This is a genomic window from Mesorhizobium hawassense (assembly GCF_003289945.1).
Classification (GTDB): Bacteria; Pseudomonadota; Alphaproteobacteria; order Rhizobiales; family Rhizobiaceae; genus Mesorhizobium; species Mesorhizobium hawassense.
In genome coordinates this window covers 195,058-215,645 of the sequence record NZ_QMBP01000002.1, presented here as the reverse complement: position 1 = coordinate 215,645, position 20,588 = coordinate 195,058, and the positions used below count along the sequence as shown (strand labels likewise).

Genomic DNA, 20,588 nt, shown 5'->3' with positions numbered 1-20,588 from the left:
CTGCCGACAAGAGCAGGCTCTCTCAATGGGGTAATCGTGCCGGAACAACCGGGTAAGAACGCGATCGAAGTTCGCGGTGTTCGCAAGGTCTTTGGAACCGGCGAAAACCAGGTAGCCGCTCTCGACACGGTGTCGGTGTCGATCCGCGAGAATGAGTTTTTCACACTGCTCGGCCCGTCCGGATGCGGAAAGACGACGCTGCTGAGACTGATTGCCGGCTTCGATTTTCCGACCGCCGGCGAAATCCTGCTGCACGGCCAGGACATCGCGCCGCTGCCACCCTTCAAACGCCCCGTCAACACCGTCTTCCAGAGCTACGCGCTGTTCCCGCATATGACGGTGGCGCAGAATATCGGCTTCGGGCTGGAAATGCTCGGCAAGCCCAAGGCCGAAATCGAGGCGCGCGTCACCCAGATGCTGAAGCTGGTCAAGATGGAGGCGCTGAAGGCGCGCCGCACCAGCCAGATCTCCGGCGGCCAGCAGCAGCGCGTGGCGCTTGCCCGAGCGCTGGCGCCGCAGCCGAAGGTGCTTCTGCTCGACGAACCGCTGTCGGCGCTGGACTACAAGCTGCGCAAGGAAATGCAGATCGAACTGAAGCGGCTGCAGCACGAAACCGGCATCACCTTCATCTTCGTCACCCACGACCAGGAAGAAGCGCTGACCATGTCCGATCGCATCGCGGTGATGTCGGCCGGCAAGATCCTGCAGGTCGGCTCGCCGCGCGACATCTATGACCGGCCGGCCGAGCGCTTCGTCGCCGACTTTATCGGCGAAACGAATTTTCTCCCCGGTACGGTGGTTTCGAAAAAGTCGGGCGTCGCGACGGTCAAATTCGCCAGCAATGCGACGATCGCCGCCGGCTATCCGGAAGGCTTCGATCCGACCGGCGAGGTGACGTTGGTGGTGCGCCCCGAGCACGCCGATCTGGTGCCTGACCCGGCGAAGGGCACCGTCGCAGGCACGCTCGCCAATATCGTCTATTTCGGCACCGACACGCATTATCACGTCAAGCTCGACGGCGGCGAAAACTTCATCGTGCGCCATCAGAACAGCCGCTCGGCGCCGGTGACCTACGCCACCGGCGCCAAGGTCGGCATCCAGTTCGAGGAGGACGCCGCTCGCGTCCTGAAAGACTGATGACGACAGCCGCACTCTCCCCGACCACGCTCTCCAAGGCCGCGTTGTTCGAAGCCCAGGCGGTGAAAACCAGCGCGCGGCGCAACCGGCTGCTGTCGCTGCCGGCGCTGATCATCATCGGCATTTTCGGCGTGCTGCCCCTGGTCATCATCTGCGTCTACTCGTTCCTCGTCGCCGCGCCCTATGGCGGCGTGCAGTGGCAGTTCTCGACCGATGCCTATCTGAACTTCCTGTTCCAGCGCGACATTTTCGACGACACGCTGCAGTTCACGCCGGACTTCCTGATCATCTACCTGCGCTCGTTCCTGTTCGCGGTGGTGACGACGGTGATCTGTCTGCTGCTCGGTTTCCCGACCGCCTATTTCATGGCGACGCGGCCGCCGGCGCAGCGCAACTGGTGGGTGCTCCTGATCACCATCCCGTTCTGGTCGAACCTTCTGGTGCGCACGCTGGCGATCATGTTCATCATCCGCGACGAAGGGCTGATCAACAACGCGCTGATCGGGCTCGGCGTGATCGATAAGCCGATCACCATGCTCTACACCAACTTCGCCATCCAGCTCGGCCTGCTCTACGCCTTCCTGCCGTTCATGGTGCTGCCGCTCTATTCGAGCCTGGAAAAGCTCGATTTCCGGCTGGTGGAGGCGGGCTACGACCTCTATGCGACGCGCCGGCAGGTGCTGTGGCGGGTGATCATTCCGCTGTCGAAGCCCGGCATCATCGCCGGCTGCCTGCTCGTCTTCATTCCGGCGCTCGGCGCCTATGTGACGCCGCTGATCCTGGGCGGCGGCATCCACCTGATGATCGGCGACCTCATCGCGCAGCAGTTCGGCTCCGGGCGAAACTGGCCGCTCGGCTGCGCGCAGGCGCTGATCCTGATGGCGGCGGTGCTGGTCGCGCTGTTCCTCTATGTCCGCAACACCTCGGGCAAGGTGCAGCATGGCTGAGCCCCGCATGATGGACATAAAGGACCAGCCGGGCTTCCGGACCGTCGCCGTCATCTGCCTGCTGGTGCTTTACATACCGGTGCTGATCCTGATGATCTTCTCGCTGAACAGCGGCTCGTTGGTCACGCATTGGGAAGGCGTCACGCTCGGCTGGTACGGCACGGCGTTCCTCAACGATGAATTCCACGCTGCCGCGAAGAACACGATGATCATCTCGGTGACCGCGACGATCGTCTCGACCATCTGCGCGACGCTTGCCGCGATCGGCATGACGCGGGTGAAGCCGTGGCGCGGACTGGCGGCGGCCTTCATGGTCATCAACCTGCCGCTGATGGTGCCCGAGATCATCACAGCGGTGGCGACGCTCTCCTTCTTCGCGCTGATCGCCGGCGCATTCGGGCTGAACTTCGGCATCGGCAACCTGATCCTCGCCCACACCGTGTTCTGCATCCCCTTCGCCTATATGCCGATCCGGGCGCGGCTGGAGGACATGGACCTGACGCTCGAAACTGCCGCGGCCGATCTTTACGCGACGCCGTGGAACGCCTTCAAGCGCATCACCCTGCCGCTGTTGGTCCCGGGCATCATGTCGGGCGCAGCACTCGCCTTCATCGTCTCGTTCGACGATTTCACCATCACGCAGCTCGTCGCCGGCCCCGGCCAGACGACGCTGCCGCTGTATATCTGGAACCAGATCCGGCGGCCGATGACGCCGGAGATCAACGCCATCTCGACCATCCTCTTGATGGTGTCGATCCTGTTCGTCTCGGTCTCGTTCCTGATTGCGCGCCGACGCGCCAAATGAGCTCCAACACATAACAATGGGAAGGCAAGGAGAACATAAAATGTCTGGAAGACTGATGGCGGCCGTTTCCGCGGCCGTGCTTTTGTGGGCAGTGCCGGCGCTCGCCGACGGCGAACTGCACATCTACAACTGGGGCGACTACACCAATCCGAAGCTGATCGAGAAGTTCGAGAAGCAATACAACATCAAGGTGACGCTGGACGACTACGATTCCAACGAAACCATGCTCTCGAAGGTGCGCGCCGGCAATTCCGGCTACGACATCGTGGTGCCGTCCGACTACACCGTGAAGATCATGGTTGCAGAGGGCCTGCTCGAGAAGACAGAACCCAACGCGATGCCGAACGGCAAGAACATCGACCCGCGCTTTGTCGACGTCTACTGGGACTCCGGGCGGCACTATACCGCGCCGTGGCAGTTCGGGACGACGGCGTTCTCCGTCAATATGGACAAGTTCAAGGGCGACATCGACACGCTTGCGATCCTGTTCAATCCGCCGGACGACCTGAAGGGCCAGATCAACGTGCTCGACGACGTCAACTCCGTGATGCATGCCGCCGAGCGCTATGCCGGCGTGCCGCGCTGCGGCGCCGACAAGGCCAATTTGAAGAAGGTCAACGATATCCTGATGGCCGCCAAGCCGTCGTGGAAGACCTTCAGCTACGATACCATCGCCAAGATCACCTCCGGCGACGTCATCGTATCGGAGCAGTGGAATGGCGCCAGCTACCGCGCGCGGCAGAAAGTCCCGGCGATCAAATATGCCTATCCGAAGGAAGGCATCGAAGGCTGGATGGACAATGTCGCGGTGCTGAAGGGCGCCAAGAACCTCGACAACGCCAAGCTGTTCCAGGACTTCGTAATGGCGCCAGAGAACGCCGCGCTGATCTCCGAGTTCGCCGGCTACGACAACGGCATAGCCGGCAGTCACAAGTTCCTGGCGGCGGAGTTCGCCAACTCCCCGGAAATCAGCCCGCCGGCAGGTTCGCCGACGCCGGAATTCGTGCCGCCATGCCCGCCGGACGTGGTGGAGATCTACAACAAGATCTGGACCAACCTGCGCAAATAAATCAGCGCAACGCATGCGAGGAGGGGAGGCTCCGGCCTCCCTTTCTTATTTGTCCAGGGAGGAAATCTTGTCGTCTTACCGCAATTCCGATCCGCGGCCGCCGATCATGCAGGGCTCGCCGCCCAGGCTGGTGCCGCCGAAGCTCGATTGGGACCGGCCGCCATGGAACCGTTGGGCGTTCCAGCACATCCGCGAATTCCTGCCGACCGCCGAGGTGTGGCGGGGCAACGGCCATCGCCATCGCCTCGAGCGGGCGGAGGTCGATCTAGACAACCTGCCGGTGGTCGACAGCAACGGAGCGCCGACGACGCTCGCCGGACTGCTCGACGAAACTTATGCCGACGGCTTCCTGGTGCTGAAGGACGGCAAGATCGCCTATGAGCGCTATTTCAACGGCATGGACGAGCGCACGCTGCACCTGTCGCAGTCGATGGCGAAGTCGGTCACCGGATCGGTGTGCGGCATCCTCGTCGGGCGAGGGCTGATCGACCCAGGCAAGCTGGTGATCGATTATCTGCCGGAGCTCGGCGAGACCGGCTGGGCCGGCGCCACTGTCCAGCATGTGCTCGACATGACGACGGGCGTGCGCTTTTCGGAAGAATACACCGATCGCTATTCCGAAATCGGCCAGGTCGACGTCGCCACCGGCTGGAAGCCGATCCCGCCGGGCAGCGATCCCGATTTCGCGTGGCCGACGCATCTGTTCGAGCTGATCCTGCGGCTGAAGGACAGGGTCCGGCCGCATGGCGAGGCTTTCGAATACCGTTCGATCGAGACCGACGTGCTTGCCTTTATCATGGAACGGGCAAGCGGCAAGCGGCTGGCGCAGCTTGTCTCCGAGGAACTCTGGCAAAAGCTCGGTGCCGACGAGAGCGCCTGCTTCACCGTCGACAGCGCCGGTTATGCGCTGGCCGATGGCGGCTTCAACGCGACGCTGCGCGACTATGGCCGCTTCGGGCAATTGATCCTCGACAATGGTGGCGGCGTGATCCCGGCCGACTGGATCGAGGCGACGCGCACCGGCAAGCACGGGCCGAATTTCAGCCCGAGCCTTCCGGACGGCAGCTACCGCAACCAGTTCTGGATCGAGGATTCGCGCTCACGCTCGCTGATGTGCCGCGGCGTGTTCGGCCAGATGATCCACATGAGTTGGGAACACAGGATGGTCGTGGTCAAGCTTTCGACCTATCCGGATTTCCTCAACTTAGCCTATTCGGTGGCGACGCAGAAGGCGGTGCATGCCATCGCCGCCGCGCTGGCCTGAAATCCAAGATAACCGGGAGAACATCGTGACCGGCAGGACCGCGTTCGAAACCAGATATGGCTTTGCCCGCAAGGACGTGCGGCTCGAAACCTGGCGGCTGGCGCCGTTCAACCGATGGTCATTCCAGAATGTCGGCGAGCTTGTGCCGAGAGCGCATGTCGCGGCAGTGCCCGGCGTCGAGGAGCAGGCGAAATCGCTCGGTGCACTGCTCGCGGAGAAGGTTTCGCTCGCCGGAGGCAGTGAGACCGCCGAGAGCTTCTTGAAGCGTTCCGACACGGACGGGCTGACGATCCTGAAGGCCGGCAAGCCGGTCGGCGACTGGTCGGCGCCGCATATGCCGTTCGGCGCCCGCCACATCATCTTTTCGATCAGCAAGTCGGTGACGGCGGTCCTTGCCGGCATACTGGAAGGCGAGGGGGTGTTCGACCCCAACGCGCCGGTGACGCAATACATCCCCGAGGCCAAAGGCTCGGCCTATGGCGACGCCAGCGTGCGCAACGTGCTCGACATGACGGTCAGCCTCGATTTCGAGGAGGCCTATCTCGATCCGGAAAGCGCCTTCGCCCGCTACCGCCGCTCGACGCTGTGGAATCCCGGCGGCGGCTCGGAAAGCCTCGCGGCATTCCTGATGACGATCCAGCGGCTCGCGGAGCCGCATGGGCAGACCTACCGCTACCGTTCGCCCAATTCCGATGTGCTCGGTATCCTCGTCGAGCGCGCCTCCGGAATGCGTGTCACCGAGTTGCTCAGCGAAAAACTGTGGCTGCCGCTTGGTGCCGCCAGCGAAATGTCGGTGACAGTCGACATGGAAGGCACGGCGCGCACCGCTGGCGGCATGTCGATGACGCCGCGCGACCTTGCCCGCATCGGCGAGATGATGCGGCAGGGCGGCATGGCGAACGGCCGCCGCATCGTCCCGGAAGCCTGGGTGCGCGACACGGTCGCGACCGGCGGCAGCCATGAGGCGTGGCAGCGCGGCACCATGGCGTTCCTCTTCCCCAAGGGGCGCTACCGCAACAAATGGTATCAGACCGGCCGTGACAGCGGCGCCTTCTGCGGCATCGGCATCCACGGCCAGTGGCTGTACGTCAATCCGAAGACGGAAGTGGTCATCGTCAAGATGTCGTCGCAGCCGGAGCCGGTGGATGATAGGCTCGACGCGGAGATCGTGGCGTTCCTCGAGGCGCTAAGTGGCATGGTTTGAGCCGACCCGAGGTTGGTTCCAAGGGCTGTTTTCTGTGGACCTTAGGCGCATGATGAAACCGGCGCGGTTGGCGTAGCGGTTCTCCGGGCCTATGGTCGCCGCTCTTTTCGACAGGGATCGGCATGGCATCGGACATCAAGCGCATCGCAGCAATCATCGCGACCGAGATCGGCGCGCGGCCGGAGCAGGCGGCGGCGGCAATCGGGCTGCTGGACGAGGGCGCGACGGTGCCGTTCGTGGCGCGTTACCGCAAGGAGGTCACTGGCGGGCTCGACGATACGCAGCTGCGCGACCTTTCCGAGCGGCTCGCCTATCTGCGCGAGCTCGACGCGCGGCGCGAGACGATCCTCGGCTCCATCCGCGAGCAGGGCAAGCTGACCGAGGCGCTCGAGGCCAAGATCGCTGCGGCCGCCACCAAGGCGGAACTGGAAGACATCTATCTCCCCTACAAGCCGAAGCGCCGCACCAAGGCCGAAATCGCCAGGGAGCGCGGGCTCGGGCCTTTGGCCGAGGCGATCCTCGCCGACCGGACGGCGGTGCCGGCCGAGCTCGCGCTCGCCTTTGTCACCGAAGAGGTGGCCGACGCCAAGGCGGCGCTCGAAGGCGCGCGCGACATCCTGTCGGAGCAATTCGCCGAGAATGCCGATCTGGTCGGCAAGCTGCGCGCCTATATGAAGGAACGCGCCTTCCTGCGAGCCCGCGTCGTCGACGGCAAGCAGGAGGCCGGCGCGAAATTCTCCGACTATTTCGACCATGTCGAGCGCTGGGCGGGCGTGCCCAGCCACCGCGCTCTGGCGATGCTGCGCGGACGCAACGAAGAGGTGCTGTCGCTCGACATCGAGGTCGACGCGGATGATGCCTCGCCGGTGAAGCCGGTCGAGCGCATGATCGCCAATGCCTATGCGATCGGCGGCAAACTGCCGGGCGATCGTTGGCTGATGGACGTCGCCGGCTGGACGTGGCGGATAAAACAGTCGCTGCATCTGACGCTCGATCTGATGCGCGATCTTCGCGAGCGGGCCGAGGAAGAGGCGATCCACGTCTTTGCCCGCAACCTGAAGGATTTGTTGCTGGCGGCGCCCGCCGGTTCGCGGCCGACCATGGGGCTCGATCCGGGTATCCGCACCGGTGTCAAGGTGGCGGTGGTCGACGGCACCGGCAAGCTGGTGGCGACGACGACCGTCTATCCGTTTCCGCCGAGGAACGATGTGCGCGGCACGCAGGCCGAACTTGCCGCCCTCATCCGCCAGCATAAGGTCGAGCTGATCTCGATCGGCAACGGCACCGGCAGCCGCGAGACCGAGAAACTGGTCGCGGACATGCTGTCGGACCTGCCGGCGGGGGCCGGACCGAAACCGCTCAAGGTGATCGTCAGCGAAGCAGGCGCTTCGGTCTATTCCGCGTCAGCGACGGCCGCCGCCGAATTCCCCGGACTCGATGTTTCGCTGCGCGGCGCGGTGTCGATCGCGCGGCGCCTGCAGGATCCGCTGGCCGAGCTGGTCAAGATCGAGCCGAAATCGATCGGCGTCGGCCAGTATCAGCACGACGTCGACCAGTATCGGCTCGGCCGCTCGCTGGAAGCGGTGGTCGAGGATGCGGTCAACGCCGTCGGCGTCGACCTCAACACCGCCTCGGCGCCGCTGCTGGCGCGGGTTTCCGGCCTTGGACCATCGCTTGCCGAAGCGATCGTCGCACATCGCGATGCCGGCGGCCCCTTCGCGAGGCGCCGCGACCTTTTGAATGTTGCCCGCCTCGGGCCGCGCGCGTTCGAGCAATGCGCCGGCTTCCTGCGCATCCCGAACGGCACCGAGCCGTTGGATGCTTCGTCGGTGCACCCGGAAGCCTATGGCGTGGCGAAGAAGATCGTCGCCGCCTGCGGCCGCGACGTGCGCTCGCTGATGGGCGACAGTGCCGCGCTCAAGGCGCTCGATCCGCGTGTCTTCGCCGACGAGCGCTTCGGCCTGCCGACGGTGCGCGACATCATCGCCGAGCTGGAAAAGCCCGGACGCGACCCGCGCCCCGGCTTCAAGACGGCGACCTTCGCGGAAGGGGTCGACGACATCAAAGATTTGAAGCCCGGCATGCTGCTCGAAGGCACGGTCACCAATGTCGCCGCCTTCGGCGCCTTCGTCGATATCGGCGTGCACCAGGACGGGTTGGTGCATGTCTCGCAGCTGGCCGACCGCTTCATCAAGGATGCGCATGAGGTGGTGAAGGCCGGAGACGTGGTGAAGGTGCGCGTCGTCGATGTCGACATCAAGCGCAAGCGCATCGGATTGTCGATGCGCAAGGACGGCGGCGAGGGCGCGCCTCGCGGCGGTCAGCGCGACCAGGGCGGCGGCAAGCCAGCGCCGCGCTCGCCGGCGCCGCAGCGCCAGTCGGACAAGCCGTCACAAGGCGCGTTCGGCGCAGCGCTCGCCGAGGCGATGAAGCGCAAGTAGCTACCACGCCAGGACGGCGGGCTCCTTGCCGATCTGACCCAGCAGCCAGTCGCGAAAACTCGCGACCGGCGGATGCCCGCGCTTGTCATGCGGCACGACCAGGTAATAGGCGCTGCGGCTCTGCATCGGCTGGCCGGGCGCAGGCATCAGCTGGCGGCGCTGCAATTCTCCGGCAATCAGGATTTCCGGCAGCAGCGCCACGCCGAGCCCCGCCATGCAGGCCTGAGCGACCGTGCCGAACTGTTCGAACTGCATGCCTGGACCGGTCGGCGCCTCCAGGCCCTGATGCTCGAACCATTCGCTCCAGGCGCCGGGGCGGGTCGCCATATGCAGCAGCGGCAGGCGGCTGATGTCGGCCGGCGCGGCGACATCGCGGCTGGCGAGGAATTCGGGGGAAACCACCGGCATTACGGTTTCTCGCATCAAAAGCGTGCTGTCGGCGTCCGGCCAGTCGGGCATGCCGTGATGGATGGCGGCGTCCAGCCGCTCGCGGGCAAAGTCGAACCGGCCGATGCGGGTGGCGAAGTTGATTGTGATATCCGGATGCCGGGCGACGAAATCCGGGATCAGCGGCATCAGCCAGCGTGTGCCGAAGGTCGGCAGGATGGCAAGGTTGAGAACGCCGCTATGCCGATTGCTCATCAATCCGAGCGCAGCGTCGCGCAGCTGGCCAAGCGCCGAACGCACCGCCTCGGCATAGATTTCGCCCGCCGCGGATAAGCGGACATTGCGGCTGTCGCGCTCGAACAGCCGCCGCCCGAATTGCTCTTCCAGCAAAGTCACCTGCCGGCTGATGGCACCCTGGGTCAGATCGAGCTCGCGCGCGGCGGCGGTGAAGGAGCCGAGACGCGCCACCGCCTCGAAGGCGGCAAGGGCGGCCGTGTTCGGCAAAAGGCGGCGTTGGACCCTCATGATCAATTACTAACGCTCATTGATCCGTGATGCAATTTTGTTTGATTTTTCCCCTGTTGAGGCGGATAAGCCGGACAACCTCAAAAATATTCCGGGAGTCCAAGGCCATGGCCGCCGATAAGAACGCGTTCGTCTGGAATGATCCTTTCCTGATCGAGGACCAGCTTTCCGAGGACGAGCGCATGGTGCGCGACGGCGCGGCGGCTTTCGCGGCCGACAAGCTGGCGCCGCGTATCGAGGAAGCTTACGCCGACGAGAAGACCGATCCGTCGATCTTCCGCGAGATGGGTGAGGCCGGCCTGCTCGGCATCACCATTCCGGAGGAATATGGCGGTCTCGGCGCGGGATACGTGACCTACGGCCTGGTCGCGCGTGAAGTCGAGCGCGTCGATTCCGGCTATCGCTCGATGATGAGCGTGCAGTCGTCGCTGGTCATGTATCCGATCCATGCCTATGGCTCGGAAGCGCAGCGCAAGAAATATCTGCCGAAGCTCGCCTCGGGCGAATGGATCGGCTGCTTCGGCCTCACCGAGCCGGATGCCGGCTCCGATCCGGGCGGCATGAAGACGCGCGCCGAGAAGACGGCGAACGGCTACAGGCTCTCCGGCTCGAAGATGTGGATCTCCAACGCGCCGATCGCCGACGTCTTCGTCGTCTGGGCGAAGTTGAAGGGCGAGAACGGCAAGGACGAGATCCGGGGCTTCGTGCTGGAAAAGGGCATGAAGGGGCTTTCGGCTCCGAAGATCGGGGGGAAACTCAGCCTCCGCGCGTCGATCACCGGTGAGGTGGTGATGGAAGGCGTCGAGGTCGGCGAGGAGGCGCTGCTGCCCAACGCCAAGGGGCTCGGCGGTCCGTTCGGCTGCCTCAACCGGGCGCGCTACGGTATTTCCTGGGGCGCGATGGGCGCGGCCGAGGATTGCTGGCAGCGGGCGCGGCAGTATGGCCTCGATAGGAAACAGTTCGGCAAGCCGCTTGCCGGCACGCAACTGTTCCAGAAGAAGCTCGCCGACATGCAGACCGAAATCGCGCTTGGCCTGCAGGGCAGCCTGCGGGTCGGCCGCCTGATGGACGACGGCAAGATGGCGCCGGAGATGATCTCGATCGTCAAGCGCAACAATTGCGGCAAGGCGCTCGACATCGCCCGGCAGGCCCGCGACATGCATGGCGGCAACGGCATCCAGATCGGCTACCACGTGATGCGCCACGCGCAGAACCTGGAGACGGTGAACACCTATGAGGGCACGCATGACGTGCACGCGCTGATCCTCGGAAGGGCGCAGACCGGGCTGCAGGCGTTTTTCTAAGCCGGCAACGCTGCTTAAATTAGGTGCAACGCAACATCTCTGCTTGGAGAGTGGCCAGGATTTGTGTCAGGGTCTGGCGGTAAAACGCCATTCTCCGGGGCACCATGGCAATTCTGGCAGCCGTCCATCATCTGACCCATTACAAATATGACCGGCCGGTGGTGCTCGGCCCCCAGGTGATCAGGCTGCAGCCGGCGCCGCATTCGCGCACCAAGGTGCTCAGCCACTCGCTGAAGGTCGAGCCGGCAAACCACTTCGTCAACCTGCAGCAGGATCCCTACGGCAACTTCCTCGCCCGCTTCGTCTTCCCGGAGCCGGTGACGGAGTTGAAGATCGAGGTCGACCTCGTCGCCGACATGACCGTCTACAATCCGTTCGACTTCTTCGTCGAGGAGAGTGCCGAGACCTTCCCGTTCGACTATCCCGAAGAGATCAGGGAAGACCTCGCCATCTACCGCACGCCGGAGCGGGCCGGGCCTCTTTTGTCCAAGTTCCTTGAAAGCATCGACCGCAGCCCGACAAACACCGTCAATTTCCTGGTCGACCTCAATGCAAGGCTGCAGCGCGAGATCGCCTATATCGTGCGCATGGAGACCGGCGTCTATTCGCCGGAGGAAACGCTGGCCGCGGCCAAAGGCTCGTGCCGCGATTCGAGCTGGCTGCTGGTGCAGATCCTGCGCAATCTCGGCATCGCCGCACGCTTCGTCTCCGGCTATCTGATCCAGCTCAAGCCGGATCTGGTTTCACTCGACGGACCACCGGGAACTGCCGTCGACTTCACCGACCTGCATGCGTGGTGCGAGGTCTATATTCCGGGCGCCGGCTGGATCGGCTTCGACCCGACCTCCGGGCTGCTCACCGGCGAAAGCCATGTGCCGCTCGCCGCGACGCCGCATTTCCGCAATGCGGCGCCGATTTCCGGCATGGCGAGCTTCGCCAATGTCGATTTCGGCTTCGACATGCGGGTCGACCGGATCGCCGAGCATCCACGCATCACCAAGCCGTTCTCGGACGAAAGCTGGGAGGCGCTCGATGCGCTGGGCGAAAAGGTCGATGCGGCGCTGAGAGACGGCGACGTGCGGCTCACCATGGGCGGCGAGCCGACCTTCGTTTCGATCGACGATTTCGAATCCGCCGAATGGAACACGGCGGCCGTCGGTCCGACCAAACGCGACAAGGCGGACCAGCTGATCCGCCGGCTGCGCGAGCGCTTCGCGCCGGGCGGTTTTCTGCATTACGGCCAGGGCAAATGGTATCCGGGCGAGAGCCTGCCGCGCTGGACCTTCTCGCTCTATTGGCGCACCGACGGTGAGCCGGTCTGGCGCGATCCGTCGCTGATCGCGCGAGAGACGGGCAAATCAGCCATCGGACCGGAGCAGGCCGAGAGCCTGCTCAAGGCGATCGCCGGCGAACTCGGCATCGACGAGGCTATGGTCGGCGAAGCCTATGAGGATCCTGGCGAATGGCTGCTCAAGGAAGGCAAGCTGCCGGACAATGTCGACCCGTCCAATTCGAAGCTGGAAGACCCGGAAGAGCGCAGCCGCATGGCGCGCGTCTTCGAGCGCGGGCTGACCAAGCCGTCCGGCTATGTGCTGCCGGTGCAGCGCTGGAACAGCCAGGCCGCGGGGCAGCGTTGGCGCTCGGAAAAATGGAAGACGCGGCGCGGCCGCCTGTTCCTGGTGCCCGGCGATTCTCCCGTCGGCTATCGCCTGCCGCTCGGCACGCTGCCCTATGTGCCGCCGGCGCAGTTCCCTTACATCGTGCCGGTCGATCCATCCGTGCCACGCGGGCCGTTGCCGTCGCGCGAGGCTATCCTGCCGGACGCCGCTCCGGCAGAGCCTGAAGGCGCCGACGAAATGGCGCGCCGCCAGCAGGCGGTGTCCTTCACGGCCGCGACCGGCCAGCAGGACCGTGTCGAGCAGGAGATCACCGAGATCGGCGGTGCGGTGCGCACGGCGCTCAGCGTTGAGCCGCGTGACGGCCGGCTCTGCGTGTTCATGCCGCCCGTCGAGGCGCTGGAAGACTATCTCGAACTGGTGGCGGCGGCGGAGAACGCGGCAAAGGCGATCGGCCTGCCGGTGCATATCGAGGGTTACGCCCCGCCGCACGACCCTCGCCTCAACGTCATCCGCGTGGCACCCGATCCGGGCGTCATCGAGGTCAACATCCATCCGGCCGCCAATTGGCGGGAATGCGTCGCCACGACCACGGCGATCTATGAGGAAGCGCGGCAGTCGCGGCTCGGCACCGACAAGTTCATGATCGACGGCCGCCATACCGGCACCGGCGGCGGCAACCATGTCGTGGTCGGCGGGGCGACGCCCAATGACAGTCCGTTCCTGCGTAGGCCTGACCTCCTGAAGAGCCTGGTGCTGCAATGGCAGCGCCATCCGTCGCTGTCCTACCTGTTCTCCGGCCTGTTCATCGGCCCGACCAGCCAGGCGCCGCGTTTCGACGAAGCGCGGCACGATTCGCTCTACGAACTGGAGATCGCGCTGGCGCAGGTGCCGCATCCGGACAAGGGCGCGGCACCCTTGCCGTGGCTGGTCGACCGGCTGTTCCGCAATCTCTTGACCGATGTGACCGGCAATACGCACCGCTCCGAAATCTGCATCGACAAACTGTTCTCGCCGGACGGCCCGACGGGGCGGCTGGGGCTGGTCGAGTTCCGCGGCTTCGAGATGCCGCCCAATGCGCGCATGAGCCTGGCGCAGCAATTGCTGGTCCGCGCGATCATCGCGCGGGCCTGGAAGAACCCGCTCGACGGCCGCCTCGTGCGCTGGGGCACTTCGCTGCATGACCGCTTCATGCTGCCGCACCACGTCTGGGCGGATTTCCTCGACGTGCTGGAGGATCTGAAACTCAACGGCTTCGATTTCCGTCCTGAATGGTTCGCAGCTCAACTCGAATTCCGTTTCCCCTTCTGCGGCGAGGTTCAGCATGCCGGCGTCAAGCTGGAGTTGAGACAAGCGCTGGAGCCGTGGCATGTGATGGGCGAGCAGGGCGCGATCGGCGGCACTGTCCGGTTCGTGGACTCGTCGGTCGAGCGGCTGCAGGTGCGGACCGAGGGCCTCAATCCGGAGCGTCACGCCATCGTCTGCAACGGCCGCATCGTGCCGATGAAGGTGACCGACAACCGCGAGATCGCGGTGGCCGGCGTGCGCTTCAAGGCTTGGCAGCCGGCCTCCGGCCTGCATCCGGCCCTCCCGGTCAACACGCCACTGGTCTTCGACATCTATGACCGCTGGTCGGGCCGCTCGGTCGGCGGCTGCGTCTACCATGTCGCGCATCCCGGAGGGCGCAACTACGACACCTTCCCGGTCAACGGCAACGAGGCCGAGGCGCGGCGGCTTGCCCGCTTCGAGCCGCGCGGCCATACCCCGGGCAGCTATGTGCTGCGTGACGAAGAAGCCTCTGAAGAGTTCCCCATGACCCTTGACCTCAGGCGGCCGGCGAGACTCTGATCGACAATGGCCAAGGGGAATCACAAACGGGCGGGCGGAAGGCCGCGGGCGCAAAGCCTGCTGGAACGCTACCGCCCGATCGAAGGCATCGCCGACGAGATGGTCGATGCCTCGGGCAATGCGCGCCCGGCCTGGCGCTCCTTCATCGACGCGCTCGACGAGCTCGGAGCGGAGCGGCTTGGGCAGCGTTTTGCCCGAGCCGACCAGTATCTGCGCGATGCCGGCGTCTATTACCGCGTCTACGAACAAGCCGGCGCCAATGAGCGCGAATGGCCGCTGGCGCATGTCCCTCTGCTCATCGACGAGAAGGAATGGGCCGAGATCAGCGCCGGGCTGATCCAGCGCGCCGACCTGTTCGAGGCGACCCTGGCCGACATTTACGGGCCGAACCGGCTGATCGAGAAGGGCATCCTGCCGGCCGGGCTGATCGCGGCGAGCCCTGAGTATCTGCGCCCCGTTGCCGGCATCCGTCCGGGTAATGGGCATTTCCTGCACATGGTCGCCTTCGAGCTCGGTCGTGGCCCGGACGGCGGCTGGTGGGTGCTGGGCGACCGCACCCAGGCACCGTCGGGCGCCGGCTTCGCCCTTGAGAACCGCGTCGCCACCACACGCGCGCTGTCGGACATCTATGGCGAGATGCATGTGCATCGCCTTGCCGGCTTCTTCCGCCGCTTCCGCGATGCGCTGAACGGCATGGCAAAGGAGTCCGGCGGCCGCGTCGCCATCCTGACGCCCGGACCCCTCAACGAAACCTACTACGAGCATGCTTATATCGCCCGCTATCTCGGCATCATGCTGCTCGAGGGCGAGGACCTTACGGTCTCCGGCGGCCGGCTGATGGTGCGAACCGTTTCCGGCCTGATGCCGATCGGCGTGTTGTGGCGCCGGCTCGATGCAGCCTTCGCCGATCCGCTGGAGCTCAGGGCGGACTCGCAGATCGGCACGCCCGGCCTTGTCGAGGCGATCCGCCGCGGCACGGTGTCGGCGGTCAATGCGCTTGGCTCAGGGCTGATGGAAACGCGGGCGCTGCTGTCCTTCCTGCCCAGGATCGCGCGGGAACTGCAGGGCGACGGTCTCAAGCTGCCGAGCATCGCCACCTGGTGGTGCGGGCAGGAGGCCGAACGCGCCCATGTGCTTGCCAACATCGACCGCATGGTCGTCGGCCCGGCGCTGTCGACCCGGCTTGCCTTCGAGGATGACGGCGCGACCCGGCTAGGATCGTCGCTGTCGGCGGGCGAACGGGCCGAGCTCGTCGCGCGCATCGAGGCGGACGGCGCCGGTTTCGTCGGCCAGGAAGCGGTGACGCTGTCGACCACGCCGGTGTTCGTCGGCGGCCTGCTGGAGCCTCGGCCCGCCAGCCTGCGCGTCTACCTGGCGCGCACGCCGGAAGGCTGGACGGTGATGCCCGGCGGCTTCGCCCGCATCGGCTTCTCGCTCGATCCGACGGCGATCGCCATGCAGCGCGGCGGCCAGGCGGCGGATGTCTGGGTGGTGAGCGACCGGCCGGTCGAGCGCGAGACACTGCTGCCACAGGAGCGTGACGGTTTTACTCGAACCATGCCGGGCAGCCTGCCCAGCCGCGCGGCGGAGAACCTGACCTGGCTCGGGCGCTATATCGAGCGCTCGGAGGATACGGTGCGCGTGCTGCGCGCCTATCACGTGCGGCTTGCCGAGACATCCGATCCGGACATGCCACTGCTTGCCGATATCAGGGACTATCTCGAGCCGTTCGGCATCGAGGTCGAAACCGCGATACCGCTGGGGCTGATCGGCACTTTGGATAGCGCGGTCTACAGCGCCGGCCAAATTCGCGACCGTTTCTCGCCCGACGGCTGGCTGGCGCTGAAGGATCTGTCGAAGACCATCCACAAATTCGCCGAAACGGTCGCGCCCGGAGACGACGCGACGCGGGCGATGACGGTGATGCTGCGCAAGCTCGCCGGCTTTTCCGGCCTGCTGCACGAGAACATGTACCGCTTCACCGGCTGGCGTTTCCTGGAGATCGGCCGCAGGCTGGAACGTGGCATTCAGATCGCCCGCACGCTCAGCCAGCTGACAAGGAACGGGGCGCCGGAAGGCGCGCTCGACATGATGCTGGAGATCGGCGACAGCGTCATGACCCATCGCCGGCAATATCCGGTGCAGGCCGGGCGGCGCACGGTCATCGACCTGCTGGCGCTCGACCCGCTCAATCCGCGTTCGATCCTGTTCCAGCTCGAGCGGCTGAAGGCGGAAATCGGCATGTTGCCCTCGGTCGGCGGCGAAGGGCACATGTCGCCGGCCGCCAAGGAAATCCTGCAGCTCAACACGGCGATCGCCGTGATGGAGCCATCGGACATGACCGCGGATGTGCTTGACGACCTCGCCACTGAGATCGGCAATCTCTACAACAGCCTCGCCAAAGCCTATTTTGGCTAAGCGGGTTCCGCAAAAGTGTCCCACGGTTTTGCGGTAAGAACCTGCGGAAAGACAAAGTAAGGCATGCTCTACGATATCAGGCTTCACCTCAGCTACGACTATGACGCCGCGGCCGGTGGCAGCCGGCATCAGGTGCGGGTGCTGCCGCCGACGATTGCGGGCGTGCAGCGCGTCGTCGCCGCCTCGCTGTCATTTGTGCCGACCCCGTCTGAGCGCACGGATTTTTCCGATTTCTTCGGCAACAACGTCGCCGCGATCGCCTTTCGCGATGTCCATGACGGGCTCGACATCAGGATGAGCGCGCGTGTGTCGGTGTCGCGTCCGGAGCCTGGACTCGACGTTTCGCCAGATCTACAGCGGCTCAAAGATGAACTCGGCTCGGTGCGCTCGCTGGCGCCTTCGGCGCCGCATCATTTCCTCGGCGCGAGCGATCATGTCGGCATCGATACGGCGATCACTGCCTATGCGCGAGACAGCCTCGCCGGTTCTGCCGTGGCCACGGCGGTCGATCTCTGCAATCGCATCCACCGCGATTTCACCTATGACGGCAAGGCGACGACGGTGCAGACGCGAGCCAGCGACGCCTTCGCGCTGAGGCGTGGGGTCTGCCAGGATTTTTCCCATATCATGATAGCCGGCCTGCGCGGGCTGGGCATTCCGGCCGGCTATGTCAGCGGCTTCCTGCGCACGATCCCGCCCAAGGGCAAGCCGAGGCTCGAAGGCGCGGACGCCATGCATGCCTGGGTCAAGGCCTGGTGTGGGCGCGATGCCGGCTGGCAGGAATTCGACCCCACCAACGGCATGCGGGCGAGCAACGATCACATCACCGTCGGCTACGGCCGCGATTATTCCGACGTGGCGCCGATCGTCGGCGTGCTGAAGACGACCGGCGGCCAGGTCGGCGAGCAGGCGGTCGACGTCATTCCGGTCGCCGTCGAAAAGGTGTGACGACAAACCGATTGCTCGTGGACGCTTCTCAAGTGCGCCTGCCGTCGGTAACCTGGGCACGGGATTGACTGGGGGCGCGCGCCTGCGTGGGCATGGCGCGCGGAGACGGGATTTGGAAGCGGTCAGTATCATCATTCCGGCACACGATGCGGCTCGGACAATTGCCCGAACACTCGCCTCGCTGGTTTCGGAAAAGGAAGTCATCGGCGAGGTGCTGCTGGTGGACGATTCGTCCTCCGACGCCACCGCCGCCGTCGCCACGGAAACGGCGTTGCGGTTTGCCTTGCCGATGCGCGTCATCAAATCGAGCTGCCGCGACGCCGGCGGCTCCAGGAATCTGGCTCTGGAGCAGGCCCGCTGCCCTTGGATCTATATGATCGATGCCGACGATCTTCATCTGGAAGGTGGCCTGCGCGCGCTGCTGGCCAAGGCCAGGGCACGATCAGGGGTAGACATGGTGGTCGGCGCCTTCCGTCGGCGGGTTGATGGCGAGGAGCGGTCGACCAAGATGCCGGGCGTCTACACAGCAAGCGGGCTTGCGAACGCCTGCGCCTATCTCGACGGGCGGATACGGTCGATTGCGGTCGGCAGCGCGCTGGTGTCGCGGCGGGTCATCGGCGAAACAAGGTTCCCGGTCGGGCTTGCCTATGACGAGGACACGCTGTTCTGGGCGCGCGTGATGGCCAAGGCTTCGCTTGCGGTCGTGACAAAACCCATCTTCATCTATTTCGTGTCGGCGGAGCGCTCCGACGATCGGTTCACGATCAGGCCAGCCGCGCGCTTTCTCGAATGGCGCCGGGCGCTGCGCCGGCTCCCGTCCTGCGGCATCGCGGAGCGGTCCCTGAAGATGAGGGAGGGCCTCGTCGCCCTGAAGATCGCGCGTGTTCATTATATGCGCGGCGATTTCGACATGGCGGCAAAATTCCTCACGGTGGCCGAGGCCGCGCCGCGGGCGGCTGCCGATGTCTGGCGTTGCATGCGCTACCGGTTGAAGATCACGCTGTGGCGCCGGCTCTCGACGCCAGCCGCCCAGTTGCAACGCGCCTGATGGCCGATAGGCCCGAGCTTGCGGTCGTGGTGATCGGTTTTCGGGCACCGGCCGAACTGGTGGCCGCGGTAAGATCGGTGCTCGACCAGGATATTCCGCTCGAGATCGTGGTGGTGAATTCCGGCGGCGGCAACGCCAAGGCGCTGCTTGCCGACGGCGGCATCGACGTGAAGGTCATCGATGTCGAGGACCGGCTGTTTGCCGGCGCCGCGCGAAATCGCGGCATCGCGGCGACGCAGGCTCCGTTCGTCGCCTTTCTCGCGAACGATTGTCTTGCCTGTCCGCAATGGGCTGAAGTCCGCGTGCTGCGTCACCGGGGGGGCGCCGCGGCGGTAGCGAGCGCCATCGTCAACAGCCATCCGCGCAATCTGGTCGCCTGCGCGGCGCATCTCGTCACATCCATGCGGCGCCTGCCCGGCCTTTCGGCCGAGAAAGCGCTGCGCTATGGCGTTTCGTTCGACCGGACACTGTTCGATCGATACGGGCCGTTCGACGAGCGGATGACGTCGGGGGAGGACACCGAATTCATGGCCAGGCTGCCGGAGGCCTTGAAGCCGGTCTGGGAACCGCGGGTCCTGACCGTTCATCGCAATGAGACGAGTCTATCTGGATTGCTCGCGGACCAGTACCGACGCGGACGCCGCTACGGCGCCTATCTCACCTCCATCGAAGCCGGAAAACCTTTGCACCCGTTCCGCAAGGTGTTCCGGGACCGGCGCAGTGTCGGCAAGCTGATCGGAGAGGGGCTGTCTGGCAAGGACAGGACTTTCGCGAGGCTGTCGCTGCCGATCGTATGGCTGGCACTATTCGCCAAATCGCTCGGGGCATCCGTCGGCGCCCGGTATGGCGACGGGGCGGGCTGCCGCCGATGATCACGCTCGAGATGAAAGCGCCGCGACGGCGGCGCGGTCGATGGCTTTGGTCGCGGCAGAAAATCGTCGCCATCTTCAGCTATCGCTACGATCAGCATCTCGTGCCCGACCTTATCGCCAACCTCGATCCGGTCGTCGACGGCTGGATAGCCTATGACGATCGCGCCTCGGACGGGATTTTCAGCAGCGAGCCGGGAAGGCGGCGCGCGCTTATCGCCACGGCCTACGAGGCGGGCGCCGATTGGCTTCTGGCCATGGATCCCGACGAAAGGTTGGAAAATGCCGTGGCCGGCCGGATCGGCCGACTGACCAGCGGGTCCAGGCATGTCGCATGGGGGTTCCATTGTCGGGAGATGTATACGCCGGCCAGCTACCGGATCGATGGAGCCTGGGGCCGGAAAATGCAGCACAGGCTTTTCAGCGCCTATCACCCCGACCGCTATCGGTCGAAGGACATGCATGGCGCCTGGTTTCCCGACGACATCGGCTTCAGGCTTAAGGACAGCGGTCTCAATCTCTATCATCTGAAGATGATAGAGCCAAAGCGGCGCGCGGCGCGCCGTGACCTCTACAACCGTCTCGATCCGGATCGCCAGTTGCAGGAGATAGGCTACGACTATCTGGCGGACGAGCGGGGAATTGTGCTCGAGGCCGTACCGGCGGGACGCGACTATTTTCCCGCCCATGCAGACGATGGCGGGCTCTGGATGGCGGATCTATCAGTCCACCCGCCGCGCTGAAAGCCGTTTCGGAAC

15 protein-coding genes are annotated in these 20,588 nt (G+C 65.0%); 14 read left to right on the top strand and 1 reads right to left on the bottom strand.

What is annotated here, in order from left to right:
• The first annotated feature begins 36 nt into the window (after nt 1-36).
• The 7 genes from DPM33_RS05215 to DPM33_RS05185 all read left to right on the top strand — a co-directional run bounded on the left by DPM33_RS05215 (nt 37) and on the right by DPM33_RS05185 (nt 8,867).
• A complete protein-coding gene (locus tag DPM33_RS05215) occupies nt 37-1,137 on the top strand; it encodes an ABC transporter ATP-binding protein (protein ID WP_112096282.1) in 1,101 nt (366 codons plus the stop codon).
• Nucleotides 1,137-2,084: an ABC transporter permease gene (locus DPM33_RS05210; RefSeq protein ID WP_112096280.1), complete on the top strand. Its 948-nt coding sequence runs from the start codon at nt 1,137-1,139 to the stop codon at nt 2,082-2,084. The genes DPM33_RS05215 and DPM33_RS05210 overlap by 1 nt, the downstream gene beginning before the upstream one ends.
• The gene (locus tag DPM33_RS05205) at nt 2,077-2,889 is read left to right on the top strand and encodes an ABC transporter permease (protein WP_112096279.1); all 813 of its coding nucleotides are present in this window, start codon (nt 2,077-2,079) and stop codon (nt 2,887-2,889) included. The genes DPM33_RS05210 and DPM33_RS05205 overlap by 8 nt, the downstream gene beginning before the upstream one ends.
• Nucleotides 2,890-2,929: 40 nt before the next feature.
• A complete protein-coding gene (locus DPM33_RS05200) occupies nt 2,930-3,958 on the top strand; it encodes an extracellular solute-binding protein (protein WP_167448963.1) in 1,029 nt (342 codons plus the stop codon).
• Nucleotides 3,959-4,025: 67 nt separating this feature from the next.
• Nucleotides 4,026-5,222, top strand: a complete 1,197-nt coding sequence (locus tag DPM33_RS05195; protein ID WP_112096276.1) for a serine hydrolase domain-containing protein — start codon at nt 4,026-4,028, stop codon at nt 5,220-5,222.
• Between the two features lie 25 nt (nt 5,223-5,247).
• Nucleotides 5,248-6,426: a serine hydrolase domain-containing protein gene (locus DPM33_RS05190; protein ID WP_112096723.1), complete on the top strand. Its 1,179-nt coding sequence runs from the start codon at nt 5,248-5,250 to the stop codon at nt 6,424-6,426.
• Between the two features lie 122 nt (nt 6,427-6,548).
• Nucleotides 6,549-8,867 (top strand): Tex family protein, encoded by a 2,319-nt coding sequence (locus DPM33_RS05185; RefSeq protein ID WP_112096274.1) that lies wholly within the window; start codon nt 6,549-6,551, stop codon nt 8,865-8,867.
• On the opposite strand, the gene DPM33_RS05180 is transcribed toward DPM33_RS05185, so the two are convergent.
• Nucleotides 8,868-9,779, bottom strand: coding sequence for a LysR family transcriptional regulator (locus DPM33_RS05180; RefSeq protein ID WP_112096722.1), 912 nt, complete (start codon nt 9,777-9,779; stop codon nt 8,868-8,870).
• A 107-nt stretch (nt 9,780-9,886) separates the two neighbouring features.
• Here DPM33_RS05180 and DPM33_RS05175 point away from each other — a divergent pair, with 107 nt between their 5' ends.
• The 7 genes from DPM33_RS05175 (at nt 9,887) to DPM33_RS05145 (ending at nt 20,573) form a co-directional block, all read left to right on the top strand.
• Nucleotides 9,887-11,083: an acyl-CoA dehydrogenase gene (locus DPM33_RS05175; protein WP_112096273.1), complete on the top strand. Its 1,197-nt coding sequence runs from the start codon at nt 9,887-9,889 to the stop codon at nt 11,081-11,083.
• Nucleotides 11,084-11,187: 104 nt separating this feature from the next.
• Nucleotides 11,188-14,547 (top strand): transglutaminase family protein, encoded by a 3,360-nt coding sequence (locus tag DPM33_RS05170; protein WP_112096271.1) that lies wholly within the window; start codon nt 11,188-11,190, stop codon nt 14,545-14,547.
• Nucleotides 14,548-14,553: 6 nt separating this feature from the next.
• Complete coding sequence (locus DPM33_RS05165) at nt 14,554-16,965, top strand: circularly permuted type 2 ATP-grasp protein (protein WP_112096269.1); 2,412 nt, start codon at nt 14,554-14,556, stop codon at nt 16,963-16,965.
• 63 nt (nt 16,966-17,028) lie between these two features.
• Complete coding sequence (locus DPM33_RS05160; RefSeq protein WP_112096267.1) at nt 17,029-17,913, top strand: transglutaminase family protein; 885 nt, start codon at nt 17,029-17,031, stop codon at nt 17,911-17,913.
• A gap of 112 nt (nt 17,914-18,025) precedes the next feature.
• Nucleotides 18,026-18,961: a glycosyltransferase family 2 protein gene (locus DPM33_RS05155; protein ID WP_112096265.1), complete on the top strand. Its 936-nt coding sequence runs from the start codon at nt 18,026-18,028 to the stop codon at nt 18,959-18,961.
• A complete protein-coding gene (locus DPM33_RS05150) occupies nt 18,961-19,833 on the top strand; it encodes a glycosyltransferase family 2 protein (protein ID WP_112096263.1) in 873 nt (290 codons plus the stop codon). The genes DPM33_RS05155 and DPM33_RS05150 overlap by 1 nt, the downstream gene beginning before the upstream one ends.
• Nucleotides 19,830-20,573, top strand: a complete 744-nt coding sequence (locus DPM33_RS05145; protein ID WP_112096262.1) for a hypothetical protein — start codon at nt 19,830-19,832, stop codon at nt 20,571-20,573. The genes DPM33_RS05150 and DPM33_RS05145 overlap by 4 nt, the downstream gene beginning before the upstream one ends.
• Nucleotides 20,574-20,588 lie beyond the last annotated feature (15 nt).